23 protein-coding genes and 1 pseudogene are annotated in these 23,913 nt (G+C 70.2%); 9 read left to right on the top strand and 15 right to left on the bottom strand.

All coding sequences use genetic code 11. The features are described from left to right. Nucleotides 1–50 precede the first annotated feature (50 nt). The gene (locus AC3WLZ_RS01415; RefSeq protein WP_492468755.1) at nt 51–2,327 is read right to left on the bottom strand and encodes a DEAD/DEAH box helicase; all 2,277 of its coding nucleotides are present in this window, start codon (nt 2,325–2,327) and stop codon (nt 51–53) included. 383 nt (nt 2,328–2,710) lie between these two features. On the opposite strand from AC3WLZ_RS01415, the gene AC3WLZ_RS01410 reads away from it, so the two are divergent. The 3 genes and pseudogenes from AC3WLZ_RS01410 to AC3WLZ_RS01400 form a co-directional block, all read left to right on the top strand. Continuing rightward, nucleotides 2,711–3,334: an antibiotic biosynthesis monooxygenase gene (locus AC3WLZ_RS01410; RefSeq protein WP_492468753.1), complete on the top strand. Its 624-nt coding sequence runs from the start codon at nt 2,711–2,713 to the stop codon at nt 3,332–3,334. Then, nucleotides 3,331–4,236, top strand: coding sequence for an aldose 1-epimerase family protein (locus AC3WLZ_RS01405; protein ID WP_492468752.1), 906 nt, complete (start codon nt 3,331–3,333; stop codon nt 4,234–4,236). Before AC3WLZ_RS01410 ends, AC3WLZ_RS01405 begins: the two co-directional genes overlap by 4 nt. Before the next feature lie 163 nt (nt 4,237–4,399). After that, a pseudogene (locus AC3WLZ_RS01400) lies at nt 4,400–5,095 on the top strand (DUF998 domain-containing protein); the annotation flags it as partial. Nucleotides 5,096–5,318: 223 nt separating this feature from the next. Here AC3WLZ_RS01400 and AC3WLZ_RS01395 read toward each other — a convergent pair. From AC3WLZ_RS01395 to AC3WLZ_RS01375, 5 genes are all read right to left on the bottom strand, one after another. Then, nucleotides 5,319–8,483: an efflux RND transporter permease subunit gene (locus AC3WLZ_RS01395; RefSeq protein ID WP_492468751.1), complete on the bottom strand. Its 3,165-nt coding sequence runs from the start codon at nt 8,481–8,483 to the stop codon at nt 5,319–5,321. 118 nt (nt 8,484–8,601) lie between these two features. Next, complete coding sequence (locus AC3WLZ_RS01390; RefSeq protein ID WP_492468750.1) at nt 8,602–8,967, bottom strand: fluoride efflux transporter FluC; 366 nt, start codon at nt 8,965–8,967, stop codon at nt 8,602–8,604. Between the two features lie 50 nt (nt 8,968–9,017). Continuing rightward, nucleotides 9,018–9,242, bottom strand: coding sequence for a hypothetical protein (locus AC3WLZ_RS01385; RefSeq protein WP_412923311.1), 225 nt, complete (start codon nt 9,240–9,242; stop codon nt 9,018–9,020). A gap of 65 nt (nt 9,243–9,307) precedes the next feature. Continuing rightward, a complete protein-coding gene (locus AC3WLZ_RS01380; protein ID WP_492468749.1) occupies nt 9,308–9,748 on the bottom strand; it encodes an SRPBCC family protein in 441 nt (146 codons plus the stop codon). Continuing rightward, complete coding sequence (locus AC3WLZ_RS01375; protein ID WP_492468748.1) at nt 9,745–11,166, bottom strand: flavin monoamine oxidase family protein; 1,422 nt, start codon at nt 11,164–11,166, stop codon at nt 9,745–9,747. Before AC3WLZ_RS01375 ends, AC3WLZ_RS01380 begins: the two co-directional genes overlap by 4 nt. Before the next feature lie 56 nt (nt 11,167–11,222). Here AC3WLZ_RS01375 and AC3WLZ_RS01370 point away from each other — a divergent pair, with 56 nt between their 5' ends. Both AC3WLZ_RS01370 and AC3WLZ_RS01365 read left to right on the top strand, forming a co-directional pair. Further along, nucleotides 11,223–11,858 carry a TetR/AcrR family transcriptional regulator gene (locus AC3WLZ_RS01370; RefSeq protein WP_412923308.1) on the top strand — a complete coding sequence of 212 codons (636 nt, stop codon included), beginning with the start codon at nt 11,223–11,225 and terminating at the stop codon, nt 11,856–11,858. 173 nt (nt 11,859–12,031) lie between these two features. Next, nucleotides 12,032–13,309, top strand: a complete 1,278-nt coding sequence (locus tag AC3WLZ_RS01365) for an MFS transporter (protein WP_492468747.1) — start codon at nt 12,032–12,034, stop codon at nt 13,307–13,309. A 76-nt stretch (nt 13,310–13,385) separates the two neighbouring features. Here the strand turns inward: AC3WLZ_RS01365 and AC3WLZ_RS01360 are convergent, their stop codons facing one another. The 5 genes from AC3WLZ_RS01360 to AC3WLZ_RS01340 form a co-directional block, all read right to left on the bottom strand. Continuing rightward, complete coding sequence (locus AC3WLZ_RS01360; protein ID WP_492468745.1) at nt 13,386–14,045, bottom strand: class II aldolase/adducin family protein; 660 nt, start codon at nt 14,043–14,045, stop codon at nt 13,386–13,388. Next, entirely contained in the window at nt 14,042–14,971 is a 930-nt protein-coding gene (locus AC3WLZ_RS01355; RefSeq protein ID WP_492468744.1) for a carbohydrate kinase family protein, read from the bottom strand. The genes AC3WLZ_RS01360 and AC3WLZ_RS01355 overlap by 4 nt, the downstream gene beginning before the upstream one ends. 92 nt (nt 14,972–15,063) lie before the next feature. Beyond that, complete coding sequence (locus AC3WLZ_RS01350) at nt 15,064–15,432, bottom strand: fluoride efflux transporter FluC (RefSeq protein WP_492468743.1); 369 nt, start codon at nt 15,430–15,432, stop codon at nt 15,064–15,066. 261 nt (nt 15,433–15,693) lie between these two features. Beyond that, nucleotides 15,694–16,659 carry a DNA topoisomerase IB gene (locus tag AC3WLZ_RS01345; protein ID WP_412923303.1) on the bottom strand — a complete coding sequence of 322 codons (966 nt, stop codon included), beginning with the start codon at nt 16,657–16,659 and terminating at the stop codon, nt 15,694–15,696. Between the two features lie 2 nt (nt 16,660–16,661). Continuing rightward, nucleotides 16,662–16,931, bottom strand: coding sequence for a DUF7218 family protein (locus AC3WLZ_RS01340; RefSeq protein WP_412923302.1), 270 nt, complete (start codon nt 16,929–16,931; stop codon nt 16,662–16,664). A 223-nt stretch (nt 16,932–17,154) separates the two neighbouring features. Here AC3WLZ_RS01340 and AC3WLZ_RS01335 point away from each other — a divergent pair, with 223 nt between their 5' ends. From AC3WLZ_RS01335 to AC3WLZ_RS01325, 3 genes are all read left to right on the top strand, one after another. Next, nucleotides 17,155–17,319, top strand: a complete 165-nt coding sequence (locus tag AC3WLZ_RS01335; RefSeq protein WP_022878111.1) for a hypothetical protein — start codon at nt 17,155–17,157, stop codon at nt 17,317–17,319. A gap of 376 nt (nt 17,320–17,695) precedes the next feature. Next, on the top strand, nt 17,696–18,547 hold the full coding sequence (locus AC3WLZ_RS01330) for a DUF4097 family beta strand repeat-containing protein (protein WP_492470932.1): 852 nt from the start codon (nt 17,696–17,698) through the stop codon (nt 18,545–18,547). Further along, a complete protein-coding gene (locus AC3WLZ_RS01325; RefSeq protein ID WP_412923301.1) occupies nt 18,547–19,152 on the top strand; it encodes a PadR family transcriptional regulator in 606 nt (201 codons plus the stop codon). Before AC3WLZ_RS01330 ends, AC3WLZ_RS01325 begins: the two co-directional genes overlap by 1 nt. Nucleotides 19,153–19,155: 3 nt before the next feature. Here AC3WLZ_RS01325 and AC3WLZ_RS01320 read toward each other — a convergent pair whose 3' ends face one another. Further along, the gene (locus tag AC3WLZ_RS01320) at nt 19,156–19,671 is read right to left on the bottom strand and encodes a universal stress protein (protein ID WP_492468740.1); all 516 of its coding nucleotides are present in this window, start codon (nt 19,669–19,671) and stop codon (nt 19,156–19,158) included. A 164-nt stretch (nt 19,672–19,835) separates the two neighbouring features. On the opposite strand from AC3WLZ_RS01320, the gene AC3WLZ_RS01315 reads away from it, so the two are divergent. Then, the gene (locus AC3WLZ_RS01315; RefSeq protein ID WP_076673353.1) at nt 19,836–20,018 is read left to right on the top strand and encodes a DUF3073 domain-containing protein; all 183 of its coding nucleotides are present in this window, start codon (nt 19,836–19,838) and stop codon (nt 20,016–20,018) included. A gap of 6 nt (nt 20,019–20,024) precedes the next feature. On the opposite strand, the gene AC3WLZ_RS01310 is transcribed toward AC3WLZ_RS01315, so the two are convergent. From AC3WLZ_RS01310 to purM, 3 genes are read right to left on the bottom strand one after another with little or no spacing between them, the layout of a single operon-like run. After that, entirely contained in the window at nt 20,025–21,242 is a 1,218-nt protein-coding gene (locus AC3WLZ_RS01310; protein WP_412923299.1) for an MFS transporter, read from the bottom strand. Beyond that, nucleotides 21,239–22,714, bottom strand: coding sequence for an amidophosphoribosyltransferase (purF, locus tag AC3WLZ_RS01305; RefSeq protein WP_492468739.1), 1,476 nt, complete (start codon nt 22,712–22,714; stop codon nt 21,239–21,241). The genes AC3WLZ_RS01310 and purF overlap by 4 nt, the downstream gene beginning before the upstream one ends. 6 nt (nt 22,715–22,720) lie before the next feature. After that, entirely contained in the window at nt 22,721–23,863 is a 1,143-nt protein-coding gene (gene purM / locus AC3WLZ_RS01300; protein ID WP_412923297.1) for a phosphoribosylformylglycinamidine cyclo-ligase, read from the bottom strand. Between the last annotated feature and the right edge of the window lie 50 nt (nt 23,864–23,913).

The raw sequence follows: 23,913 nt of genomic DNA, 5'->3' as shown, positions 1-23,913 counted from the left end.
AACCGCGAAAGCCCCGCCCGCACGCGGCGGACGGGGCTTTCGAGACCGGCTCAGGACGTGACGTCGGCGAGCTGGCGGCCGGCCAGCTCCTCGATGACGTCGTCACCGAGCTGCGTCTCTTCGAACGGCGCCTCGATCTCGGCACGCTCGAGCATCTCCGTCATGCGACGGCGACGCTGGCGCGTGATGAGGGTCACGACGGTTCCGCGGCGACCGGCACGGCCGGTGCGACCCGAGCGGTGCAGGTACGTCTTGTACTCGTCGGGTGCGTCGGCCTGGATGACGAGGTCGATGTCGTCCACGTGGATGCCACGGGCGGCGACGTCGGTGGCGACGAGCACGTTGACGCGGCCCGAGGTGAGCTTCTCGAGGTTGCGGGTGCGCTTCTGCTGGTTGAGGTCACCGTGCAGGGCGACCGCCGCGATGCCGGCCTCGTCGAACTGCTCGGCGAGCATCTCGGCGTAGGCGCGGGTGCGGGCGAACACGAGCGTCTTGCCCTCGCGGTCGACGAGCGAGCCGAGGATCTCGGCCTTGTCACGGTGGTCGATCACCAGCACGCGGTGCTCGATGGTGCCCGAGTCCTGGTCTTCCCCGGCGACCTCGTAGACGGCCGGGTCGACGAGGAATTCGTCGACGAGCGCCGCGACCTCCCGGTCGAGCGTGGCCGAGAAGAGGAGCTTCTGGCTGCCCTCGGCCGTCGCGCGGAGGATCCGCTGCACGGGCTCGAGGAAGCCGAGCTCGCACATGTGGTCGGCCTCGTCGAGGACCGCGATGCTCACCTCGGAGAGGTCGAGCTTGCCCTGGTTCAACAGGTCCTCGATGCGGCCGGGGGTGCCGATGACGATGTCGACGCCCTTCTTCAGCGCACCCACCTGACGCGCCTGCGGCACGCCGCCGTAGACCTGCGTCGTGAAGAGACCGACGCTGCGCGCGATCACCTGCACGGTGCGGTCGATCTGCAGCGCGAGCTCGCGCGTCGGGGCGAGGATGAGCGCCTTCGGCGCACGACCGAACTCGCGCTTCTTGCCCGCCTGGGCGCGCAGGATGCTCTCGACCAGCGGAGCGCCGAACGCGATCGTCTTGCCCGAGCCGGTGCGGCCGCGCGCGAGGACGTCGCGGCCCTCGAGGATCGGGGCCACGGTGGCCGCCTGGATCGGGAACGGGTTCGCGGCGCCGAGACCGGCGAGCGCGCGCACGATGTTGTCGCCCAGGCCCAGCTCGGCGAAGCCGGCGCCGGTCACGGTCGTCGCGTCCACGGCCTCGGCCTGCAGGCGCTCGTGGACGACGTCGACGCGCTGCTCGTGCTCGGCCGAACGCTTCGGCGTGGCGTTCCAGTCGGCTCGGTTGGGGCCGTCGGTCCGGCGGGGGCGGTCGTCGCGGCGCGCGCGGTCGTCGAAGGAGCGAGCCGGGCGGTCATCACGGGCCGGACGGTCGCTGCGGTCGAACGAACGGGCGGGACGGTCCTCGAACGAGCGCGCGGGGCGGTCGGCGCGGTCGAACGAACGGGCGGGACGCTCGGCGCGGGCCGGACGGTCGCTGCGATCGAACGAACGCGCCGGACGGTCGTCACGGGCCGGACGGTCGCTGCGGTCGAACGACCGCGCCGGGCGGTCTTCGAAGGAACGCGCGGGACGGTCGTTGCGGTCGAACGAACGCGCGGGACGGTCGTTCCGATCGAACGAACGCGCGGGACGGTCGCTGCGGTCGAACGAACGCGCCGGGCGGTCGTCACGGGCCGGACGGTCGCTGCGGTCGAACGAACGCGCGGGGCGTTCGGTGCGATCGAACGAGCGCGCGGGCCGGTCATCGCGAGCCGGACGGTCATCGCGACGCTCGAACGAACGCGCCGGGCGCTCGGTGCGATCGAACGACCGAGCGGGGCGCTCGGTCCGATCGAACGAACGCGCCGGACGGTCATCACGGGCCGGACGGTCATCACGACGCTCGAACGAACGCGCCGGGCGCTCGTCGAACGAACGACGCGGACGCTCATCGCGATCGAACGAACGCGCGGGACGCTCGTCGCGGCTGCGGGGCGCGGCATCCCTCTCGGGACGGGCGTAGCGGTCATCGCCGCGGGCTTGGCTGCGGATGCCGCGGGCCTCGTCACGACCGACACGGTCCTGCGCGGACCAGCGGTGCTTGGCGGGGGCGGCGTCGGCCTCGGGAGCGCGGTAGCCGCGGTGGCTCGGGCTCTTGCTCCCGGGCTTGGCGGGCGCATCCGCTCCGGGGCGACGCTTGCGGTCCTGGAACGACGTCGTCGCGCCGTAGCGGGGCTCGAAGTTCTTCGCGGCGCGACCGCCGGCGGGCTTCTTGTTCTTGGGCATGGGGTGTCCTTCTGGGTTCTGTTCGCGCGAAACAGCGGCACCGCACGGCGGTGCAAAACCCGGACATCCGTCGGCCGGGGGCCATTCACTAGTGATGGTCGAGACGCGATCGCGTTCTCTCCATCGGCCCCTTGGACTCACAAACCCATCCGCACACGGTGCGGTGTCCAGAGCCGACCTCACCACGTTACAGGTCGCCCCTGGGAATGGCATCCACATCGTCGAGGCTCGTCCCACTTGTTGCCACCTCGGTGGCGCTCAGACGGCAAGAAGTGGGACACGCTCCGCCATAAGTGGGACGAGGCTCTACGCGAGCGACGGAACCGAGGCGGCCGCTCGTCGCAGCCCGCGCGAGACACCCCTCCCTGCACGAAGATGGACGCATGGCAGACACCGACGCCCACCCCATCACGGTGGCGATCGAGCGGCGCATCGACCCGACGCGCACCGCCGAAGCGACCTCCTGGATGCAGGCCGGCACCGACCTCGCGACCGCCTTCCCGGGCTTCCTCGGCTCGGGATGGGTGCGCGCGGGCGAAGACAGCGACCTCTGGTACATGCTGTACCGCTTCCGCGACATCGCCACCCTCGAGGGGTGGGAGACGTCGTCGCAGCGGCGGTGGTGGCTGGATTCGGGCAGACCCTTCGCCCGCGAGGAGCGCGTCGAGCGCCGCACGGGCATCGAGGGATGGTTCGACGCGGCATTCGGATCGGTGCTCGCCCCGGCGGATGCCACGACCCAGAGCGTGCAACAGCCGGTGCCGCCGGCTCCGCCCCGGTGGAAACAGGCCGTGACGATCTGGGTGGGCTTCTTCCCCACGAACCTCCTCGCCAGCTGGCTGCTGGGGTTCGTGCCGGGCTTCGCCGAGATCCCCCTTCCGCTGCGCGTGCTGGCCACGACGCTCCTCCTGACGCCCGTGATGACCTACGCGGTCCTTCCCTGGGTGACACGCCTCCTGCGACCCTGGTTGCAGCGTCCGCCCCGCTCTCGAAAGGCCTCGTCATGACCGCCGATCCCACCGGCCACCGCTTCCATCTGCGAGGCCCCCACTCCTCGGCCGAGATCGCCCAGGTGGGTGCCGCGCTCCGGGCGCTCACGGTCGACGGCGTCGATCTCGTCCCCCGCTACGCGGACGACGTTCCGACTCCGGCCGCATCCGGGGTCGTGCTCGTTCCCTGGCCTAATCGCATCCGTGACGGCAGGTACTCCTTCGCGGGCGTGGAACGGCAGCTCGCCCTCAGCGAGCCGGCCTTCGGCAACGCCAGCCACGGGCTGCTGCGCTTCGGCTCCTACACGGCCGTCGAGGTCACGGACGACCGGCTCGTTCTGACGGCCGACGTCGTCCCGCAGACCGGCTACCCGTTCCACCTGCGCACCCGGGTGACCTTCATCCTCCTCCCCGACGGACTGCACGTCGAGCACGTGATCGAGAACGTCGGTGCCGACACGGCCCCGGTGGCGCTCGGCATCCACCCGTATCTGCAGATCGGCGGTGTCGCGACCGCCGACCTGGTGATCCACTCCACGGGCACCTCGACCCTCGTCGTGGACGACCGCAAGCTCCCCGTCGACGAGGTATCGGTGAGCGGGGCGACCGACCTCCGCGCGGGCCGACGTCTCGGCGACGTCGCGCTGGACAACGCCTACCGAGGACTGGAACGCGATGCCGACGGTCGGGCCCGCCACACGCTCACGGCACCCGACGGTCGGCGCGTCGAGCTGTGGCAGGACGCCGGTTTCGAATGGACGCAGGTCTTCACCACCGACCGCTACCCCGGGAATTCCCTGGCAGTCGCCATCGAACCCATGACCGCACCGTCGAATGCGTTCGCGTCCGGCGTGGATCTCGTCGCGCTGGAGCCGGGGTGCGAAATGCGTCGTGAATGGGGCATTTCTTACCGCGCATGAGGCTCTTGTCCCCCATTTGGGGGACACGGAATTTGCCATACGATCTGGGGAATTCGCAGGCAAGACCTTTCCTATGAGGGCGCTCGGAAAGTTACGATTCCCTTGACGGATTCCGTCGCCGCCGGGGAGACCGAGGACCATCGTCCCCTCGGCTCAAACCCGAATGAGCCGACGGGGGCTGGGGGTCTCGCGGTGTGGGGGGACGCCCGATCCGTCCACGACGAAAGTGCCCGAAATGAGCATTGCGGTCCGCCCCGCCGTCCCTTCTGCCGACCTTCCCACGCTCGCGCGGCGCCTCACCCGCCGTTTCGACGACATCCCCACGATGCACCTGGCCGGTCTCGTGCTCGTCGTCCTGGTCGGCGGCATCCTGGCATCCATCCTCACGACGAGCGACCCGCTGTGGTGGCAGCTGCACTTCAGCCAGCTCGGCACGTTCGGCGACCTCTCGGCCGCCTTCTTCAACACCACGCTCAAGGTCGGCGGATCGCTCGTGGTCGTCTACGCCGTGCGGGTTCGTCGTGACCTGCGCCGGCTCGGACGCCGGGCCGGCCGTCGCGGTGCACCCACCTCCGCGGCATTCTTCCTGACGGTCATCGGCGTGAATCTGGCGCTCGTGGGCTGCGTTCCGCTGAACACCAACAAAGACCTGCACGACAAAGTCGCCGGAATGATGGTGCTGGGTTTCGCGGCCCTCCTGCTCACGTCCCCCTTCCTGCTTCACCGTCTGCCGAAGCGTCTCGTGATCTCCACGTCTCTCGTCTTCGTGTTCCTCTTCGCCGGGGCGTGGCTCTTCGTCACGGCCACCATCAACCTCGCGCTCTTCGAGGTCATCGCCTTCAGCGCGATGTTCGCGTGGTCGGGAGTATTCACGCACTGCCTCGGCGGCGCCCAGGCGCGTCCGGTCACCGCTCCTGTGGAAGCGCCCGCCCTCGAAATCGCTCGCCGCACCCGAGTGTCCGCCACGCGAGCCGCTGTCACCGGAATTCCGGTCGCCGCGAATCCCGCCGCGGCGACCACTCCCGTCGCGCGCCGATTCCCCCACGCCCGTGTGAGCGCGATGCGACGCCGCCCCGCGATCGTCAGTGGCGCTCGCGCAGCTCTCGTCGGCTCAGCGGGTGCTCGTCCGTCGTCGGCTCGGCCTCGTCTGCGGCGGGCGTCGAGCGCGCCGCGCGGCGAGCGATACGGCGCTCCCGCGCTCCCTCGACGAGGTTGTACAGCGTCGGCAGCACGAGCAGCGTCAGGAACGTCGACGACACGAGTCCGCCGATCACCACAACCGCCAGCGGCTGCGAGATGAACCCGCCGTGCCCGGTGATACCCAGCGCCATCGGCACGAGCGCGAAGATGGCCGCGAGCGCCGTCATCAAGATGGGGCGGAGTCGTCGTGAGCCACCGACGACCGTGGCCTCGAAAACGCTGAGTCCGCGCGCACGATATTGATTCACCAGGTCGATCAGAACGATGGCGTTCGTGACGACGATGCCCACGAGCATCAGCGCACCGATCATGCCGGCCACCCCCAGGGGCACGCCCGTGATCGCCAACATCAGGATCGCGCCGGTTGCGGCGAACGGCACCGAGACCAGCAGCTCGAGCGGCTGACGGAGCGACTTGAAGGTCGCGACCATGACGACGTACACGATGAGGATCGCGGCCAGCAGGGCCAGACCGAGCTGACCGAACGCGTCCTGTTGATTGGTCACGACACCGCCGAGCTTCGCCGTCGCACCGTCGGGCAGCGACACGTCGTCGAGCGCGTCTCGCACGCTCGCCGAGGAGCTGCTGAGGTTGTCGCTCGTGGGGGTGACCGTAACGGTCGCCGTGCGAAGGCCGCGGGAGGTCGTGATGCTCGGCGGCGTCTGACTCGTCTCCACCGTGGCGATCTCGTCGAGACGCACGGCACCCCGCGCCGTGGGGATCTGCAGGGCGCGCAGGGTGTCGATGGTGGTGGGCGGATCGTCCGAGGCGATGTAGACGCTCAGCCCGCGCCCATCGATCTCCACGGTGCCCGCCTGTCGCGGCTGCATCGCGCCGGACACCAGCGCGCCGACGGTGCGCTCGGAGAGCCCGCGCTCGGCGGCGGCATCCCGGTCGACCCGCACCGAGACGAACGGCAGTGACGCCGACAGGCTGCTGGTCACCTGACCGATGCCCTCGCGTCCCTGGAGCCCCGAGACGACAGCGTCGGTGGCCTGCTGGAGTCCTTCGCCGTCGGCGGCGGTCACGTCGACGGTGATGTCGCTCGAGCCGAAGCCACTGCCCTGGGCGCTCACCTCGATGTCGCCGGCGTCGGCGATGTCGGACACGGCGGTGCGCACGCGCTCGCGGAGCTCGACCTGGTCGGCGCCCGCTTCGGAGGTGATCGAGTACGTGATGCCCGATCCACCACCCGAGAAGGCGTCACGGAGAGCCGAGCCGCTCGAGCCGATGGAGGTCTGCACCGTCTCGACGCCGGGGATGTCGCGCAGGACGGCCTCGACGCGCTGCGCGGCGTCGTCTTCGGCCGTGAGACTCGGCGCGGCGCCGATCTTCTGTGTGACGGTGAACGTGTTCTGGCCCGAGTCGCCGAGGAAGTCGGTCTTGAGGAGCGGAACGGATGCCACGGTCCCGGCCAGCACGAGCACGGCAAGCCCGAGGGTCACCCACGAGTGCCGCAGGGTCCAGCTGAGGATCGGGACGTACGCCTTCTGCAGGCGCGAGGGAGGCGCGGTCGGCGACTCGGGGTCGACGGGGTTGCCCTCGGCATCCCGGATCACCTTCCCGGGCTTGAGGAACCACGAGGCGAGCACGGGGACGATCGTGAGCGACACGAGCAGCGACGCGGCCATGGCGATCGAGACGGTCAGCGCGAACGGGCGGAACAGCTCACCCGTCACGTCGCCGACGAACGCGATCGGGAGGAAGACCGCGACCGAGGTGATCGTGGATGCCGTGATCGCGGCGGCCACCTCGCGCACGGCGCGGATGATCGTGGGGATCTTGTCGGCATCGCCGACGTAGTGCCGCTTGATGTTCTCGATGACGACGATGGAGTCGTCGACGACGCGCCCGATCGCGATCGTCAGGGCGCCGAGGGTGAGGACGTTGAGCGAGTATCCGAACGCCTGCAGCCCGACGAAGGTCGCGAGGACGCTGGTGGGGATGGAGATCGCCGTGACGAGCGTCGAGCGCACCGACATCAGGAAGATGAGGATGATGACGACCGCGAACGCGAGGCCGAGCAGACCCTCCTGCGCGAGGGCCTCGATCGACTGCTCCACGAACGGCGCCTGATCGAACACGACCGTGAACGTGGCGCCGTTGAGCGAGGACTCGAGATCGGGGATCGCGGCCAGGACGGCGCGCGAGACGTCGACGGTATTGGCGGCGGGAAGCTTGGTCACGGCGATCGTGAGCGCGGGCTCGCCGTTGACCCGCGACAGGGTCGTCACGGGGTCGGACTGCTGCGCCACGGTCGCCACATCGCCGATGGTGGTGCGTCCGGCCGTCGCCTGCGCCGCATCAGTCGGGACGAGCGGGAGCGCCGAGATCTCATCGACGCTGGTGATCTTGGCCCCCGTCTGCACCGTCAGCGTCTCATCGCCCTCGGTGACCGTCCCTCCCGGGAACAGCACGCCGTTGGCTTCGAGGGAGTCGCTGATCGCCTGCTGGCTGAAGCCGCGCTCCGCCAGCCGGGCCGGATCGGGGGTGATGGTAACCCGCTGGCCGGTGCCACCGACCACCTGGGCGGCGTTGACACCGTCGACGTCCTGGAGAGCCGGGACGACGACCGTCTCGAGGGTCGACTGGATCGTCTGCGCGTCGGAGTAGCCGGTGACGGCGAGCTGGATGACGGGGAAGTCGTCGATGCTCGCGGAGGCGACGGTGGTGTCGGCGGACTCGGGGAGCTGGTCGTTGATGCGCGCGATCGCGGCGAGGATCTTCTGCTGCGCCGCGGCCAGATCGGTGCCGTAGGTGAACGAGGCGGACACGATCGAGGAGTTCGTCGTGCTCGTCGCGGTGGTCGACTCGAGCCCCTCCACGCCGCGGATGGCGCCCTCGATCGGCGTGGACACGTCGGCTTCGACGACCTCCGGCGAGGCGCCCGGGTAGGTCGTGACGACCGCGAGCTGAGGGAACTCGATCGACGGGATGAGCTCCTGCTTGAGGCTGGTCAACGCGAGGCCACCGAACACGGCGGCGACGATCGTGACGAGGGCGATGAGGGCGCGGTTGCGCAGGCTGAGCACGGCCAGATACGACACGCGGGGGCCCTTCGGTCGGCCGGTTCGATACAGGACTGTATCGACGGCCAGTATCCCACGGTCCGCGCACGTGGAAGACGGCCGCGGAGGCGGCGGGCCAACGGATCGAGCGGGTGGATCAGAGGGCGCGGCCGAGGCCGAGCCCGAGGGCGGCCGCCAGGACGGACCCGACGAAGGATGCCACTGCGTACGAGGTCGCGGCGCGCGAGCGCCCCTCCTCCGCGAGGAGCGCCGTCGTCACGGCGACGGCGCTGAAGGTCGTGTACCCACCGAGGAGCCCCGTGCCCACGATCCAGCGCCAGGCCTCATCGGCCGCGAGCGGTGTGACGAGCCCCAGCGCGAACGCGCCGGTGAGGTTCACTACCAGGATCCCCCACGGGAAGCGCTCACCCGTCCGCCGCCGCACGGCGACATCGACGAAGAAGCGCAGGGCCGCGCCGACACCGCCGGCCACGACGACCGCGAGGAAGACGAGGGGCGTCACGCCGCCAATCTACGCCGACGCAGGCGTCCGTGGCGGCGCCGGTCGCCGGCTCACGCCTCGAGCGCTTCGACCCGGCGGCGGAGCTCCGCCGCCTTCTCCGCGCCGAGCTGGGCGGCGGCGAGCTGCAGCGCGGCGCTCGCCGTCAGCGTCCGCGCCACGAGATACGTCGGACTCTTCTTCAGGTCGGGAATGACGTCGAGGATGATGCTCTCGGCATCCGGATCGGTCATGAGTGCCCCCAGCTTGACCTTCGCCAGGTCGTAGCGTGCAGCCATCGTCTCTCCTGCTCTCCGTGACATCGTCGTCACGCGCGCAATTCTTGCACATATGTCCCGTCACACTAGGGTGTCGTCCACCCCACCGCGTCGGCGAGCGCGTTCGTGGTCACCAGACGCACGACCGCCGGCAGGCCCGCGGCGATCGACCGACCGACCAGCAGGCCGTAGAGCTTCGCGAGCGGGCCGGAGATCTCGACCGCGTGCGTGACCGACAGTCCGTTCGGCGTCACGTGCATCCGGTGCGGGAAGGACAGCGCGGCCCCCGGCAGAGAGATCCGGAAATTCATGGCGCAGCCCGGCTGGAGCTCCGTGAAGACGATCTTCTGCGCGGGAGTGCCGTGGTTCACGACACGACCGACGGCGCCGACGCGCGCCGGGACGGGGAACGTGGCTTCCCGCAGGTCGGGGTCGTCGGTCGCCCAGTCTTCGGGCGTCGTCCACCGCTTCCAGACCGCCTCCGGCGTGGCCGTGGTGAGCTGCGTGTACTCGCGGCGCCAGGTCATTCGCCGTCTCCCGTCATGTCGGTGTCGCGTGCGGAGGTGTCGACCAAGCGCCGCGCCTCGAGAGCGGCGCGCTCGCCGGCGCGGACGGCGCCGTCCATGAACCCGGTCCAGCGGGACGCGGTCTCGGTGCCCGCCCAGAGGATGCGACCGACCGGCTCGACGAGGGCCGAGGCGTAGGGGGCCACGACGCCGGGTCCGGGAGCCGCGGTCGGCCCGCCGCCGACCCACGGCTCCGCGCCCCATCGCTGATCGATGTAGCCCCTGGCATCCAGGGCCCGAGAACCGAAGAGATCCGCGAAGGAGGACAGGGCCCGCACCCGGCGCTCGGCGGCCGGCAGATCGTCCCATTCGCGCGCGTAGCGGGCGCCGATGAATCCGAGCAGCACGCCCGGACCGCCGTCACCCGGCGGACTCGCGTCGAACGTGATGAACACCGGGCCGGTGTCGGAGAGGCCCTGACCCGAGAGGTTTCGCGTGCGCCAGAACGGTTCGTCGTAGATCGCGTAGGCCTTCGAGAGCACTCCCGCGGGCCACCGCTGCGCGAGCTGGGCATGCCGGGGTGGGAGTTCCGGCGAGAATCGGATGCGACCGCGCAGCGCCGGCGGCACGGCGACGATCACGGCGCGCGCCGTCACGGCCTCACCGACGGACGAGACGACGACGCCGTCCGCCGACGCCTCGACCTGCTCGACCGGCGCGTCGAGGCGGAGCGCGTGCCCGAGTCCGCGCGCGATACGCACGGCGATCTCGTGCGACCCCTCGACGAAGTGCTCCTCCTGCGCACCCCCCTCGGTATCGAGCATCGAGGACAGACCACCGGCTTGGTGGATGTAGTGCACAGCGTGCAGGAGCGAGATCTCGTCGGGTTCACAGCCCCACGTGGTGCGCCCGGCGATCGCGATGAGGTCGCGCGCGGCCGCCGACGCGCGCGATCGACGGAGCCATGAGCCGAGGCTCTCGGCATCCAGCTCGGTGGCGTGTGGTGCGGCGGCGGGGTCCCCGCAGGGAACCGTGCGGGCGAGTCGATCCAGCGCGAGCTGGATGCGTCCGACATCGAGCAGACCCGCGCCGACGGGCGGGACCGTGCCCCGATACCGACGACTCCGACCGCGCCATCGGATGACGTTGTCCCCCGCGCCGTAGGTCCGATAACGCTCGACGCCCACCTCGTCGGCGAGCGCGAGGATGCGGTCCTGCCCGGGGCCGACGAACGTGCCGCCGAGGTCCACGTGGACACCGTCGACCTCGGCAGATGACACGCGGCCGCCCACGCGGGCGGACGCCTCGAACACGGCGACCGTGAAACCGAACTGCCGGAGGCGGTGCGCGGCGGTCAGCCCGGAGAGACCCGCGCCCACGACGACGACATCGACGTCATCAGGGCCGTCGGAACCGCGTGGAGCCGAAGGCGCGGTCATAGGCTTGCTCCCATTCCGTTGCGAGGCCGACCCCGGAGGTCGGTGAGGAGGACACGGTGAGTGGGACGACGACTCGGTCGATGCGCGCTCGGGGTCGCGCGCGCCGCGAGCTGCTGCTGGAGGCGACGCTGTCGATCATCGCGGACCGCGGCATCTCGGGCGTCACCCACCGCTCGGTGGCCGCAGCGGCAGGAGTGCCGCATTCGTCGACAACATACTTCTTCGACTCGCTCGACGACATGATCGGCGAGGCGGTCGCGCACGCCATGGCGGCCGAGTTCGACCGGTTGCAGGAGTTCCGCACACTGCTCGAAACCGGGGCGAACGGCCCCGGCGCCGCGATCGACGAGTTCGTGGAGATCGTGCGGCAACAGTCGGACGAGAACGCCGTCGCGCAGTTCGAGATCTACCTCTTCGCCTCTCGGCATCCCGCTCTGCGCGTGCACGTGGAGCGCATCCTCGATGAGACGCGCACGATCGCGGCGGCGGTCCTGCGGACGAACGGCGTCACCGACCCGCACGCCGCGGCGGCGGTCGTCGCGCTGATCGACGGATTCACCCTGCATCGCATCGCCCGTTCGGAAGTCATCCAGTACCAGTCCCTCGCGCACGCCCTCCGCGCCGCCCTCATCGGCTTCGTGAGCCTCGCCGCCACGTCATCCCTCGGGGACGCGGAGCACGAAGCCGATTAGTTGGCACGAATGTACAGGTTTCACTTGCGGTCGGTCGACCCAGCCGCGGAAATTCACATTCTGGATACAAAACTCAGTACGCCTGTGCAATAAAGTGACCGGATAGTCGATTCCGATGCTGTGATCGACAGAAGGGCCACTGAGATGATCCCCCTCCCTGCCCGCGAGCTGAGGTGACATCCGCCGAGCGCCCGACGGCGCTGAGCGCATACGCCGAGCCGACCCGACCCGTGCGCGCCGGATGGATCGCCGCCTTCGCCGGCGTATGGCTCGGACTCTGGATGGCACAACTCGTCCCCGTCCAGGTGCTGCTGCCCCTGCAGATCGAGGCCCAGCACACCTCCGAGGATTGGTTGGCCTCGCTCGTCGCGTACGGCGCGGTCAGCGCCATCGCCGGCGCCTTCGTCGTCGTGGCGTACCCCATCGTCGGCGCCCTGAGCGACCGCACCCGCTCACGATTCGGACGTCGTCGTCCGTGGATCCTCGCCGGCGCCCTGACGGTCGGGGTGGGACTCGCGCTTCTCGGGTTCCAGACCGAGACGGTCGGCACGGTGATCTGGTGGACCGTCACCATGATCGGATTCTGCATGGCATCCGCCGCTCTCACCGCGGTGATGGCCGACCGCGTGCCCGAGAATCAGCGCGGCCTGGTGTCGGGCTGGATCTCGGCGCCGAACGCGTTCGGCATCCTGTTGGGGATCGTGCTGGTGACGGCGGTGTTCACGACCACGTCCTCGGGCTACCTTGCGCTGGCGGTGTGCGCGGTCGTGCTCGCCGTGCCGTTCCTGCTGCGTCTGAACGACGTCCCGCTGACCCCCGCCGAGGCGGCGCTGCTGGGGCCCCTCACCGTCCGCTCGGTGTTGTCATCCATCTGGGTGGACCCGCGCCGCCACCCCGATTTCGTGTGGACGGTGGTCAGCCGCGTCCTCATCAACCTGAGCAACGCGATCGCGACGACGATGCTGCTCTACTTCTTCACGTTCGCACTGAGGGTCGCCGACCCGACGGGGTTCCTCGTCTTCACGACGGTGATCTACATGGTCGTCACGATCGTCGCGTCGGTCGGGTTCGGCAAGCTCAGCGACGTCCGGGGCCGACGACGCGTGTTCGTCCTCGCGTCGGGCGCGGCGCAGTCCGTCGCGGCGCTGCTGCTCGCCGTCGCTCCCGCGGAATCGACGGCGATCGTCGGCGCGGTGCTGCTCGGACTCGGTCAGGGCTGCTTCTTCGCGGTCGACCAGGCGCTGGCCACGCAGGTTCTGCCGTCGGCGGAGAGTCGCGGCAAGGACGTCGGCCTCATGAACATCGCCCAAGCCGGGCCGCAGGCGTTCGGCCCCCTCCTCGGCGCCGGCGCGGTCGTGCTCTTCGGCGGCTTCACGGGGCTGTTCGTCGCGAGCGGGATCGCGGGGCTGGTGGGCTCGGTGCTGATCATGCGGGTGCGTTCGGTCCGCTGACGCCGCGCCGCTACACCGGTCTGGCAGCGTCGCTACACCGGTCTCGCCGCGTCGCTGCACCGGTCTCGCAGTGCTGCTACACCGGTCTGGTCTGCCCGTAGCCCGTGGCGAGCGCCGCGGCCACGACGTCGGCCTGCTGCGCCGGACTGAGCTCCGCCGGCTCCGCGACCGCCCGCGCGCGCAGGTAGATGTCGCACACCCACTCCAGGAGCGCCGTGTTGGCGACGGCATCGGCGAGGTCACGGCCCGTCGTGACGGCACCGTGGTGCGCGAGGATCGCCGCGTTCGCCGTCGTCAGCGCGGCACCGGTGCGGGCCGCGAGCTCCTCCGACCCGAAGACGGCGAACGGCACGACCTCGATCTCCCCGCCCAACGTGAGCTGCTGGTAGTGCAGGCACGGCAGCCGGTCGGACACGAGCGACAGCGCGACAGCGCCCGGCGCGTGCGTGTGGACGACGGCCCCCACCGCGTCGTCCGCGTACGCCGCGAGGTGCAGACCGAGCTCCGAGCTCGGGGCGAGCGCACCGACGACCACGCGCCCCGCGGCATCGACGACGGACACGTCATCGAGGGTCGCTTGCGCGAAGACCACGCCGGTCGCCGTGATCGCGATCCCCTCGTCGACGCGCACGCTGACGTTGCCCGCGGTCCCCTTGACGAGCCCGTCCGCGGCGAGCGCCCGGCACACCTCGGCGATGGCGGCGCGCACCGCCGTATGCGCGTCGACGTCCGTCACCGGGCGGCCCCGGCGAGCAGGGCATCGATGGATGCCTCGTCGTAGGTGCCATGGCTCGTCCCCACGCCCGCGACGACCTGCGCCGCGACGGCGGAGCCGAACCGCGCGGCCTCGACGGAGGTCTGCCCGCGCAGCCGCGCGAACACGAACCCGGCGGAGAACGCATCGCCACCGCCACTGGTGTCGACCGGAATCGCGGGAACGATGGGGATGTCGACGAGGTCGTCGCCCTCCACGAGGACGATGTCGTCGCCGCCGTTCGTGATCGCGACCACGCGCGCGCCCGCCTCGGCGAGGACGTGGGCGGCGGTGTGGAGGTCGGGGGCACCGGTCCACCCGAGAGCCTGCTCGGCGTTGGGGAGCATGTAGTCGGTGTACGGCAGCAGGGGCTCGATGAGCGCGTAGAACGCCTGCTCACCGCCGATCAGGAAGTCCAGCGACGTACTCGCCCGGTTCGCGCGCGCGTGGTCGAGGATCTCGATGACGTTCTCGGGCCCGAGGAGTTCCGGGGCTCCGATGTGGACGTGATCGGCGTCGGCGAGAACATCCCAGGGGACGACATCGGCGGCGAGCGCGTTGGCCCCGACGACGTGCAGGGCCGGCCGCGACCCGTCGGAGCGGATGGGAAGCACCGACGCCGAGGTCGGCAGCTCGCCGGTGCGCAGATGCGTGACGTCGATCCCCGCGTCGGCCAGCAGCCCGCGCAGGACGCGCCCCGCGACATCGTCGCCCACGGCTCCGCTCGTGATCACGCGTGCGCCGAGTTTGGCGAGCACGAGCGCCGTGCCGCCGGCGGGGCCGGCGGCCGACATCGCGATCTCGTCCACGAGGAGTGAGCCCTGCCCGGGCGGGATCTCGTCGACGGGCTGGACGATCGTGTCGAGCACGTGCGCGCCGAGCGTGACGATTCGGGGGACGGCTGTCATCGTTGAGCCTCCGGGTCGCTTCCGGCGCAGCGAGCCCACGTCGGCGAGTGGCACATTTGTACCACCGCGCCGCACTCACCACCAAGCGCCGGTCAGCGCACGCGGCCGCCCCGGCCGATGAGCACACCGACCCACGCCGCGAACGTCCCGACGACCACGGTCGCCGCCCCCCACCACACAAGTGACAGATCGGCCGATTCGACGGCCAGAGCGCTGTATGTCGTGAAGCCGCCCAGCACGCCGGTGCCGAAGAACAGCTGCGCCCGCTGGGCGCGGGTGGATCTCGGCATCCGCGCTCGGATTCCGAACAGGATGCCGATCGCGAACGCACCCACGACGTTGACGATCGGCACGAGCGCCGATCCGAGGGCATCGGCGAAGGCGAGAGTGAGGCCCGCGCGCACCGCGGTCCCGAGCGCACCGCCGACGGCGACCGAGACGAGATCGCGCCAGGACACCACGTCGACACCCTACGCGCCCCGCCCCGCGCGCACGTCCCGCGGTCACGTCCCGCGCACGCGGTGTGGTTGCGGCCCCGGTTCCGCCGAGACTTCATCGCGCCGACATCTCCCTTGCAGCTTGCAAGGGAGATGTCAGCCGGATGAAGTCTCGCGGGTACGTGAGGGCCGCGCGGGTTCGGGGCTCGCGGGTACGTGCGGGCCGCGCGGGTTCGGGGCTCGCGGGAAGGGCGGGGGCGCGGGGCCGGGCGGGCGCGGGGCCGGCTACTGCCCCAGGATGAGGCGTCGGATGGCGGCATCCTTCGATCCGCCCAGCTCCATCGTGTGCCCGCGACGGTAGAGCGAGAACACGCGCGGATCGATGTAGCTGGACCGTGCGACCGCCGGGGTGTTGCCGAGGGCCTCGGCAGCAGCGCGGACGGCGGCGAGCTCGACCTTCTTGCGCTCGTTCTTGGTCGGCGCGACACCCGCCTTGGCGAGCGCCTCGGCCGCGAGGATCGTGCCGCGCAGCGTCCGGAAGTCCTTGGCGCTGAAGGGACCACCGGTCAGCGACCGAACGTAGGCGTTCACGTCGCCGGGAGTGAGCGGCACACGCCGACGGCCGCGGCGGTAGCTCAACAGCGCCGCACGAGACCGTCCTGTCGCGAGTTCGGACATGAGCGCCGCGACCTCGGCATCCCTCAGCGACAACTCGGCGCGCTTCCCGCTCTTGGCCGGGAAGGAGAGGCGGATGAGGTCGCCCTCGACAGTGGCATCCCGTCGTTGGAGGGTCGTGAGGCCGCGGCTGCCGTTGGTGACGAAGTAGCGCGCGTTGCCGACGCGGGGCGCGACCTGATCCAGGAGACGGAAGGACACCGCCAGCACCCGTTCCCGGTCGAGGTCCGAGCGTCGCAGCGACTGCGTGACGCGCGCTCGAGCGCGCGGGAGCGCCTCGGCCAGCTGGAGGGCGCGCGAGTACTTGCCCTTGTCCCGGCCCTTCGACCAGTCGGCGTGGTACGTGTACTGGCGGCGTCCGGCCTCGTCCGTGCCGACGGCCTGGATATGCGCGTTAGGTTCCTTCGCGATCCAGACCTCGCGCCACGCGGGAGGGATGACAAGTCCGCGCGCGCGATCGGCTTCCCGCTCGGGCACGGCCGCCCCCGTGTGGTCCACGAATCGAAAGCCCGAGCCGGAACGGACCCGCCGGAACCCGGGGTCTTCGTACGGGCGGACCCGGACGAGCCGCGCCACCGTCAGTGGTTGCGGAGCAGGTCGATCAGCTCCGCCTTCTTCTTGCCGGAGTATCCCGTGATGCCGAGCTCCTTGGCGCGCTTGCGGAGTTCATCGACGGTGCGGTCCTCGTAGTCCTCCGCATGCCCGCCGCGCGCGCCGACCTTGCCGCGTCCCTGCGCGGCAGCCGCGTTCGAGATGCGCGCGGCCTTCTCCTTCGAATCGCCTTGCTTGCGCAGCTCCTCGTACAGATCAGGGTCCTTCAGACTGCTCGATCCTCGCCCCTGGGGCATGGCCGTCTCCTTCCATCGGATGCCCCGAACGTACGACTCGCGGCCCGGCCCCGCGGTCGGGCTTGACAGACGCCCCTTCTGATCTCCCGGTCAAGCATTCGCCGCGACTAACAGCGAATTTCCAGAAACGTCAACCCCCCGGCTCGGATGGAGCCGCAGTGGGAACGTAGAGGTCAACCACTCGCCGGTTGCCGCGCCCAGCGGAAACAGCAAGGAGCCCCCCATGAACATCTTCCTGATCATCATCATCGTCGCCGCGATCGTCATCGCGATCGTCAGCGGTCTGAGCCAGGCCGCGAGCTTCCTGCTCTGGATCGCGATCATCGTCGGGCTCATCGCCCTCATCGTGCTGCTGTTCCGTTTGATCAGCGGCCGCAAGCCGGTTTAACCCCCGAGAGGAGCGCTCGCACTTCTGCGCAGCGCTCTGATCCCCCGGCGGGTTCGCCCGCCCCGGATGCCACGTTCCCCCCGGGACGTGGCATCCGTCGTTTCCGTGCGGCGTCAGCACCGAACGGCGGCGTCAGCACCGAACGGCGGCATCAGCACCGAACGGCTGCGTCAGCACCGAACGGCGGCATCAGCACCGAACGCTCCCGATCGGGTCGAGCGCGCACGATCGGGACGCCCACAACGTGTGCGCTGGACCGGAACGTGCGTTCTCGCCGGATGCCGGGGGCCGGAAGGGCGCGGGGCGAGGGCGGGGCTTGACGGACTCGAGATATATCGCGATACTCGAACCAACGCGATATATCGTGAGTAAGGAGATCGCCATGGAGAAATGGATCGTCCACCCGGGCGAAACCCGCGTCATCGACGTCGACGGACTGCGGGAGCTGAAGATCGGTCTCGTCGGAGGCCAGGTCGACGTCATCGCCCACGATGACCCCGGCGCCCGCATCGAGGTGCACGGTGTCACGGTCAAAGACCTGCGCATCGAGATGACGGACGGTCGACTCGAGATCGACCACCCGCAGCTGCGGTGGGACAACTTCCTCGAGGTGTTCCGCAACTTCGGCGCGGGCGGCCCCAAGGCCGAGGTCAGCGTCGCCGTCCCGCGGACCGTCGCCCTGACGCTCGGCGTCGTGAGTGCGAGCGCGCTCGTCTCGGGACTCCGCCGGGATGCCAAGCTCAACACCGTCTCGGGCGACATCATGGTCGACGGACTCGTCGGCGACGTGAGCCTCAACGCCGTCTCGGGTGACGTCCAGGTGCGCGAGCTCCAGGGCGCCCTCACGGCGAACAGCGTCTCGGGCGACATCGCGGCCACCGGCGCCGTCACCAAGGCCTCGATCGACACCGTCTCCGGTGCGATGCTCGTCGACTCCACCGGCACGGTCCAGTCGATCGGACTGAACTCCGTCAACGGCTCGGCCACGATCCGACTGGATCGCGAACTCCCCGCGAACTACGTCGCGCGCTCGGTGAGCGGCCGCGTGCAGATCGACGGGCACGTGCGCTCGGGCTCGGGCCCCACCAACTACACGGGCTCGACCGGCACCCTCGCCGGGTCGTTCGTCGATGTGCGCGCGAACACCGTGTCGGGCGAGATCACGGTCCTGCGGCGCGGCGTTTCGGGGCTGCGTCCCGACGAGCTCGCCGGAGAGGAGGAGTGGTGATGACCCCCGTCTTCTCCCACGGCGACCTGCGCCTGTACATCCTCAGTCTCCTCGCCGAGGCGCCCCGTCACGGGTACGACCTCATGCAGGCGCTCACCGAACGCACCGGCGGAACGTACTCTCCGTCAGCGGGCACGATCTACCCGCGCCTGGCGAAGCTCGAAGAAGAAGGTCTCGTCACCAAGACCGTCGACGGGCGCAAGACCGTCTATGAGATCACCGACGCCGGACGCGCCGAAGTCACCGCTCGCGAGGGCGACCTTGAAGGCATCCAGGCCGGTCTCGCCGACAGCGTCCGGCTCATCGCCGACGAGGTCCGCGGGAGCGTACGGGATGCCATGCGCAGCCTCCGCGCCGACCTCGCCGCCGCCTCGCGCGACGAACGCGAGCAGGCGCAGAAAGCGCCGACGGACGATCCGCGCGTGCGCAGTCGAGAACAACTGCATCGCGCTGATGCGGCGATCACCGAGTTCCGCGGCAGGGTCCGCGCGGAATTGCGATCGCACGTGGCGCGGGGCGGCGAGCTCAGCGCATCCGGCGTGGATGCCATCGAGTCCGCGCTTCAGCAGGCGTCGGATGCCGTCACGCGTGTCATGCGCGGCTGACGATCACTCCCAGACGAGTTCTTCGTCGGGGGCCAGCGGCTCACCCAGCGGAACCACCAGCACCGGACGACGCTGCCGATGGGTGAGCCGGGCGGCCACCGAGCCGGTGAGGAACTCGCGCAGCGACTCCCCCAGCCCGCGCTTGCGGGTACCGACGACCAACAGCGAAGCATCCAGCTCGTCGGCGAGTCGGATCAGGGCGAGAGCGGGATCGCCGATCACCTGCCGCACCGTCCACGACACCGTCTCGTCGGCAAGGGCCGAATCCGCTGTGGCCTGCACCTCGGCGAGTGCCGCCCGGGACGCTGCCCCGGCGACGTCGACGGTGGAGGGGTTCACGTAACCGTCCGGGTCCTCGAAGGCAACGAACCGCGTGGTGTCGACGTGCGCGATCACGAGCTCGGTGCCCGCCAGAGCCGCCTGTCGCGCGGCGACACGCAGGACGCGGGGCGACTGACCCGGTACCGCACCCACGATCACGGCTCCCGCGCGTTTCGGGGTGGGGGTGTTCTCGGCCATCGTCACTCCTCGCATCGCCCGGTGCACCTCTGGTCCGATCCCCGGACAGCCGGGGTCAGAGGGCACCGTGATATCCTGGCTGTTACTCTTACCGGCTCGGTCCGGAACCGCAATACGCAGGGCCCAGAGCGTGGCCCTCGACGTCGATCGTGAGGGGGTCTCGCATGGGGCGTGGCCGTCAGAAGGCGAAGAACACCAAGATCGCCCGTGAGTTGAAGTACGACACCTACTCGGTGAACTACTCGGCTCTCGAGCGCGAACTCGGCGCACCCGAAGCGGGTGAAGACGCGTACGTCGACAAGTGGGCCGACCAGTACGCGGACGAGTACGAAGACGAGAAGGCCTAGCCTTCCTCACCACGCTCGACCGTGGCGGCGTTCCCACGCCTCCTCGATCGTTTCCGAGCGCGCCACCACGACGGCTGCGGGCACCACGATCACGATGGCAGCCCCGAGCACGAGCAGTCCGGCGGCCCAACCGCCGGTGATCTCGTGGGTGACACCGATCGCGAGCGGAACGAGCGCGGCCAGCGCGTAGCCCAGACTCTGCACGAATCCGCTGAGGGCGACCGCCGTCTCGTGCGAGCGCGTGCGGAGGCCGAACAGCACGAGCACCATCGGGAACATCAGGGGCGGCAGCCCGATCAGGACGACCCACAGCACGGTTGCGGTGCCCGGCGCGAGCAGCAGTCCCGCGACTCCCGCGACACCGCTGCCGACCGCGAGGGCGTAGAACGGCGTGGTCCGGCGCAGGCGCGCGACGAGCAGCGGCACGACGAGCGAAACCGGCAGGCCCATGAACGAGAACAGGGCGAGCAGACTCCCCGCGGTGGCCGCGTCGACGCCGGCGGTATCGATGAGGATCGCGGGCAGCCACGCGAACATGCCGTAGGCGACCGACGAGTTCACGGCGAACGTGATGACGAGCGCCCACGCCTGCGGCACGCGCACCACGCGCGAGAGCACGGAGGCGCGCGGCTCCTCCACGACGTCCCCGCGTCCGGTTCGCGCCCGCAGGCTCGTCACCATCCACGGCACGACCGCCGCGACCGCGACGAACGCCCACACCGCGAACGACCCGCGCCACCCGATCGAGTCGGCGAGCGGGACCGCCACCAGGGGCGGAGTGAACGTGGCCACCGCCATCGTCGTCGTATAGACGGTGGTCATCAGGCCGACCCGCTCGGGGAAGTACTTTTTCACGACCGCCGGGATCAGCACGTTGGCCACACCGACCGAGGCGAACACCCCCGCCGTCGCGGCGAGGAGGGTCCAGGCATCCGTCGCGAGAGCCCGCAGACCCAGCGTCGCCGCCGCCGCGATCGCCGCGAGCAGGACGAGGCGCTCCAGCCCGACCCGTCTCTCGATGACCGGTGTGACGACGCCGGACAACGCGAACGCCACAGGAGGCGCCATGCCGATGAGTCCGACGACCGCCGCCGGCAGGGGGAAGTCACGGGAAATGATGGTCAGCAGCGGCGACAGGGAGGCCACCGCGATGCGCAGGGTGAGCGCGAGCAGCACGATCGCCGCCGCGGCCCACGCGACCGTCCCCGCGGCGCGGGGCGTCAAGACTCCTGGCTGCCCTCGACCCAGGCGAGGTACTCCTCCGAGACGGTGCCGGTGACGTACCGGCCGTCGAAGCAGCTCATGTCGAGGTCGACGAGGTCGGAGCCCTCCATGATCGCGGCCTTCAGATCGTCGACCTCCTGGTACACCAGGTAGTCGCAGCCCAGCTCTTCGGCGATCTGCGGGATCGTCCGGCCGTGCGCGACCAGCTCGTGGCGCGAGGGCATGTTGATGCCGTACACGTGGGGGTACCGCACCGGCGGCGCCGCCGAGGCGAACGTGACGCTCTTCGCGCCGGCATCCCGAGCCATCTGGATGATCTCGCGGCTGGTGGTGCCGCGCACGATCGAGTCGTCGATGAGGAGGACGTTCTTGCCCTGGAACTCCGTCGACATGGCGTTGAGCTTTTGACGCACGCTCTTCTTGCGCACCGCCTGGCCGGGCATGATGAACGTCCGGCCGACATAGCGGTTCTTGTAGAAGCCCTCGCGATACTCGATGCCGAGCTTGCGCGCCACCTGCATCGCCGCGGGCCGCGACGAGTCGGGGATCGGCATGACGACGTCGATCGACCCGTGCGGGGTGTACTTCGCGATCGTGTCGGCCAGACGCTCACCCATGCGCAGACGCGCCTCGTACACCGAGATCCCGTTCATGACGGAGTCGGGGCGGGCGAGGTAGACGTACTCGAACGAGCACGGCGCCAGCGTGGGGTTCTCGGCGCACTGCTGCGCGTGGAGCGTGCCGTCGAGGGTGACGAAGACGGCCTCACCGGGCTCGACATCGCGGACGACCTCGAAGCCGGCGTTCTCGAGCACCAGAGACTCGGATGCCACGACCCACTCTTCGCGCGCCTCGCCACCGGGCACCTCGGCCGCCGGCCGCTTGCCGAGGATGAGGGGGCGGATGCCGAACGGGTCGCGGAACGCGAGCAGGCCATAGCCCGCGATGAGGGCGATGGTCGCGTACGACCCCTCGACGCGCTCGTGGACGCGGGCCACCGCGCGGAACACCTGTGCCGGGTCGAGGTCGGGACCGGAGATCTCGGACTGCAGCTCGGAACCGAGGATGTTCACGAGCAGCTCGGTGTCCGAGCTCGTGTTGAGGTGTCGGCGGTCTTTGTGGAACAGCTCGCTCGTCAGCTCGCGGGTGTTCGTGAGGTTCCCGTTGTGCACCAGGACGATGCCGTACGGGGCGTTGACGTAGAAGGGCTGCGCCTCTTCTTCGCTGGATGCGGTGCCCTTGGTGGCGTAGCGCACGTGCCCGAGGCCGATGTCACCGAGAAGCGCCCGCATGTCGCGGGTCCGGAACGCCTCGCGCACCTGCCCGCGGGCCTTGTGGATGTGGAAGACGCCGCTCGATTCCGCCGTCGCCATACCGGTGGAGTCCTGCCCCCTGTGCTGGAGGAGCAGGAGCGCGTCGTAGATCTCCTGGTTGACCGGGCCCTGCCCGGCCATGCCGACGATGCCGCACATGAAGTGTTACTTCGCTCCGTTCGCCGGGGTACCGGCATCCGCGTAGGTGCCGACCAAGCGCACGGCGCCACCGTCGACGCCCTTCGCACCCTGTTCGAACTCTCCGTCGGGACGCGCGTCGTCGCGCACCACACCGACCTGCCACGTGTGGATGCCGTCGGCGCGGAGTCCGGCGATCGTGGCATCCACGACCTCCGGGGCGACCACGGCGAGGAAGCCGATCCCGAGGTTCCACGTGCCCTCGGTCTGCGTCAGCTCGAGACCGCCCATGTCGGCGAGAACTCGGAACACCGGCGAGGGGCTCCACGTCGAGCGGTCGACGTCGACCCAGGTGTTCTGCGGCAGCACGCGGGCGAGGTTGGCGGCGATGCCCCCGCCCGTCACGTGGCTGAGCGAGTGGATGCCGGTACCCACGGCCGCATCGTCGAGCAGACGCAGCAGCGGCGAGGTGTACAGGCGCGTCGGCTCGAGCAGCGCCTCGCCCCACGTACCGCCGAGCTCGGCGGAGGCGGCGCCGTAGGCGATGCCGCGACCCGCGACGATGTGGCGCACGAGCGAGTAGCCGTTCGAGTGCAGACCGCTCGAGGCGAGAGCGAGGACGACGTCACCGGAACGGACGCCCTCGGCGCCCAGGACGCGGTCGGCCTCGACGACGCCGGTCGCCGCACCCGCCACGTCGTAGTCGTCGATGCCCAGCAGACCCGGGTGCTCGGCGGTCTCGCCGCCGACCAGAGCAGTGCCGGTCGCCGCGCAACCGCGCGCGATCCCCGCCACGATGTCGGCGATACGGGTCGGCACGACCTTGCCGCACGCAATGTAGTCGGTCATGAAGAGGGGCCGCGCACCCACCACGACGATGTCGTCGACCACCATGCCGACGAGGTCTTCGCCGATCGTGTCGTGCTTGTCGATCGCCTGCGCGATCGCGACCTTCGTGCCGACACCGTCGGTGCTGGTCGCGAGCAGCGGCCGCGCGTAGTCCCGCAGCGCGGAAGCGTCGAAGAGACCCGCGAAGCCGCCCACTCCCCCGAGCACCTCGGGGCCGTGCGTACGCTTGACGGCCGACTTCATCAGTTCGACGGCGAGGTCGCCCGCGGCGGTGTCGACGCCGGCAGCGGAGTAGGGGTTTTCGTGGGGAGCAGAGGCCACCGCAACAGACTACCCGCAGGATCCGACACGCCTCCCGCCTCTGCGCTTCG

This window comes from Microbacterium sp. FW305-3-2-15-F-LB2 (genome assembly GCF_058787255.1).
The sequence above is the reverse complement of the archived record's forward strand: the minus strand, read 5'-3'. Positions and strand labels throughout refer to the sequence as shown.

Bases quoted from the DNA above. Each gene is read 5' to 3' on its own strand.
- purF (WP_492468739.1), bottom strand. From the start codon at position 22,714: ATGTGCGGCATCGTCGGCATGGCCGGGCAGGGCCCGGTCAACCAGGAG.
- AC3WLZ_RS01320 (WP_492468740.1), bottom strand. From the start codon at position 19,671: ATGGCCGAGAACACCCCCACCCCGAAACGCGCGGGAGCCGTGATCGTG.
- AC3WLZ_RS01380 (WP_492468749.1), bottom strand. From the start codon at position 9,748: ATGACCTGGCGCCGCGAGTACACGCAGCTCACCACGGCCACGCCGGAG.
- AC3WLZ_RS01410 (WP_492468753.1), top strand. From the start codon at position 2,711: ATGGCAGACACCGACGCCCACCCCATCACGGTGGCGATCGAGCGGCGC.
- AC3WLZ_RS01340 (WP_412923302.1), bottom strand. From the start codon at position 16,931: ATGCCCCAGGGGCGAGGATCGAGCAGTCTGAAGGACCCTGATCTGTAC.
- AC3WLZ_RS01375 (WP_492468748.1), bottom strand. From the start codon at position 11,166: ATGACCGCGCCTTCGGCTCCACGCGGTTCCGACGGCCCTGATGACGTC.
- AC3WLZ_RS01385 (WP_412923311.1), bottom strand. From the start codon at position 9,242: ATGGCTGCACGCTACGACCTGGCGAAGGTCAAGCTGGGGGCACTCATG.
- AC3WLZ_RS01355 (WP_492468744.1), bottom strand. From the start codon at position 14,971: ATGACAGCCGTCCCCCGAATCGTCACGCTCGGCGCGCACGTGCTCGAC.
- AC3WLZ_RS01315 (WP_076673353.1), top strand. From the start codon at position 19,836: ATGGGGCGTGGCCGTCAGAAGGCGAAGAACACCAAGATCGCCCGTGAG.
- AC3WLZ_RS01405 (WP_492468752.1), top strand. From the start codon at position 3,331: ATGACCGCCGATCCCACCGGCCACCGCTTCCATCTGCGAGGCCCCCAC.
- AC3WLZ_RS01415 (WP_492468755.1), bottom strand. From the start codon at position 2,327: ATGCCCAAGAACAAGAAGCCCGCCGGCGGTCGCGCCGCGAAGAACTTC.
- AC3WLZ_RS01325 (WP_412923301.1), top strand. From the start codon at position 18,547: ATGACCCCCGTCTTCTCCCACGGCGACCTGCGCCTGTACATCCTCAGT.
- AC3WLZ_RS01335 (WP_022878111.1), top strand. From the start codon at position 17,155: ATGAACATCTTCCTGATCATCATCATCGTCGCCGCGATCGTCATCGCG.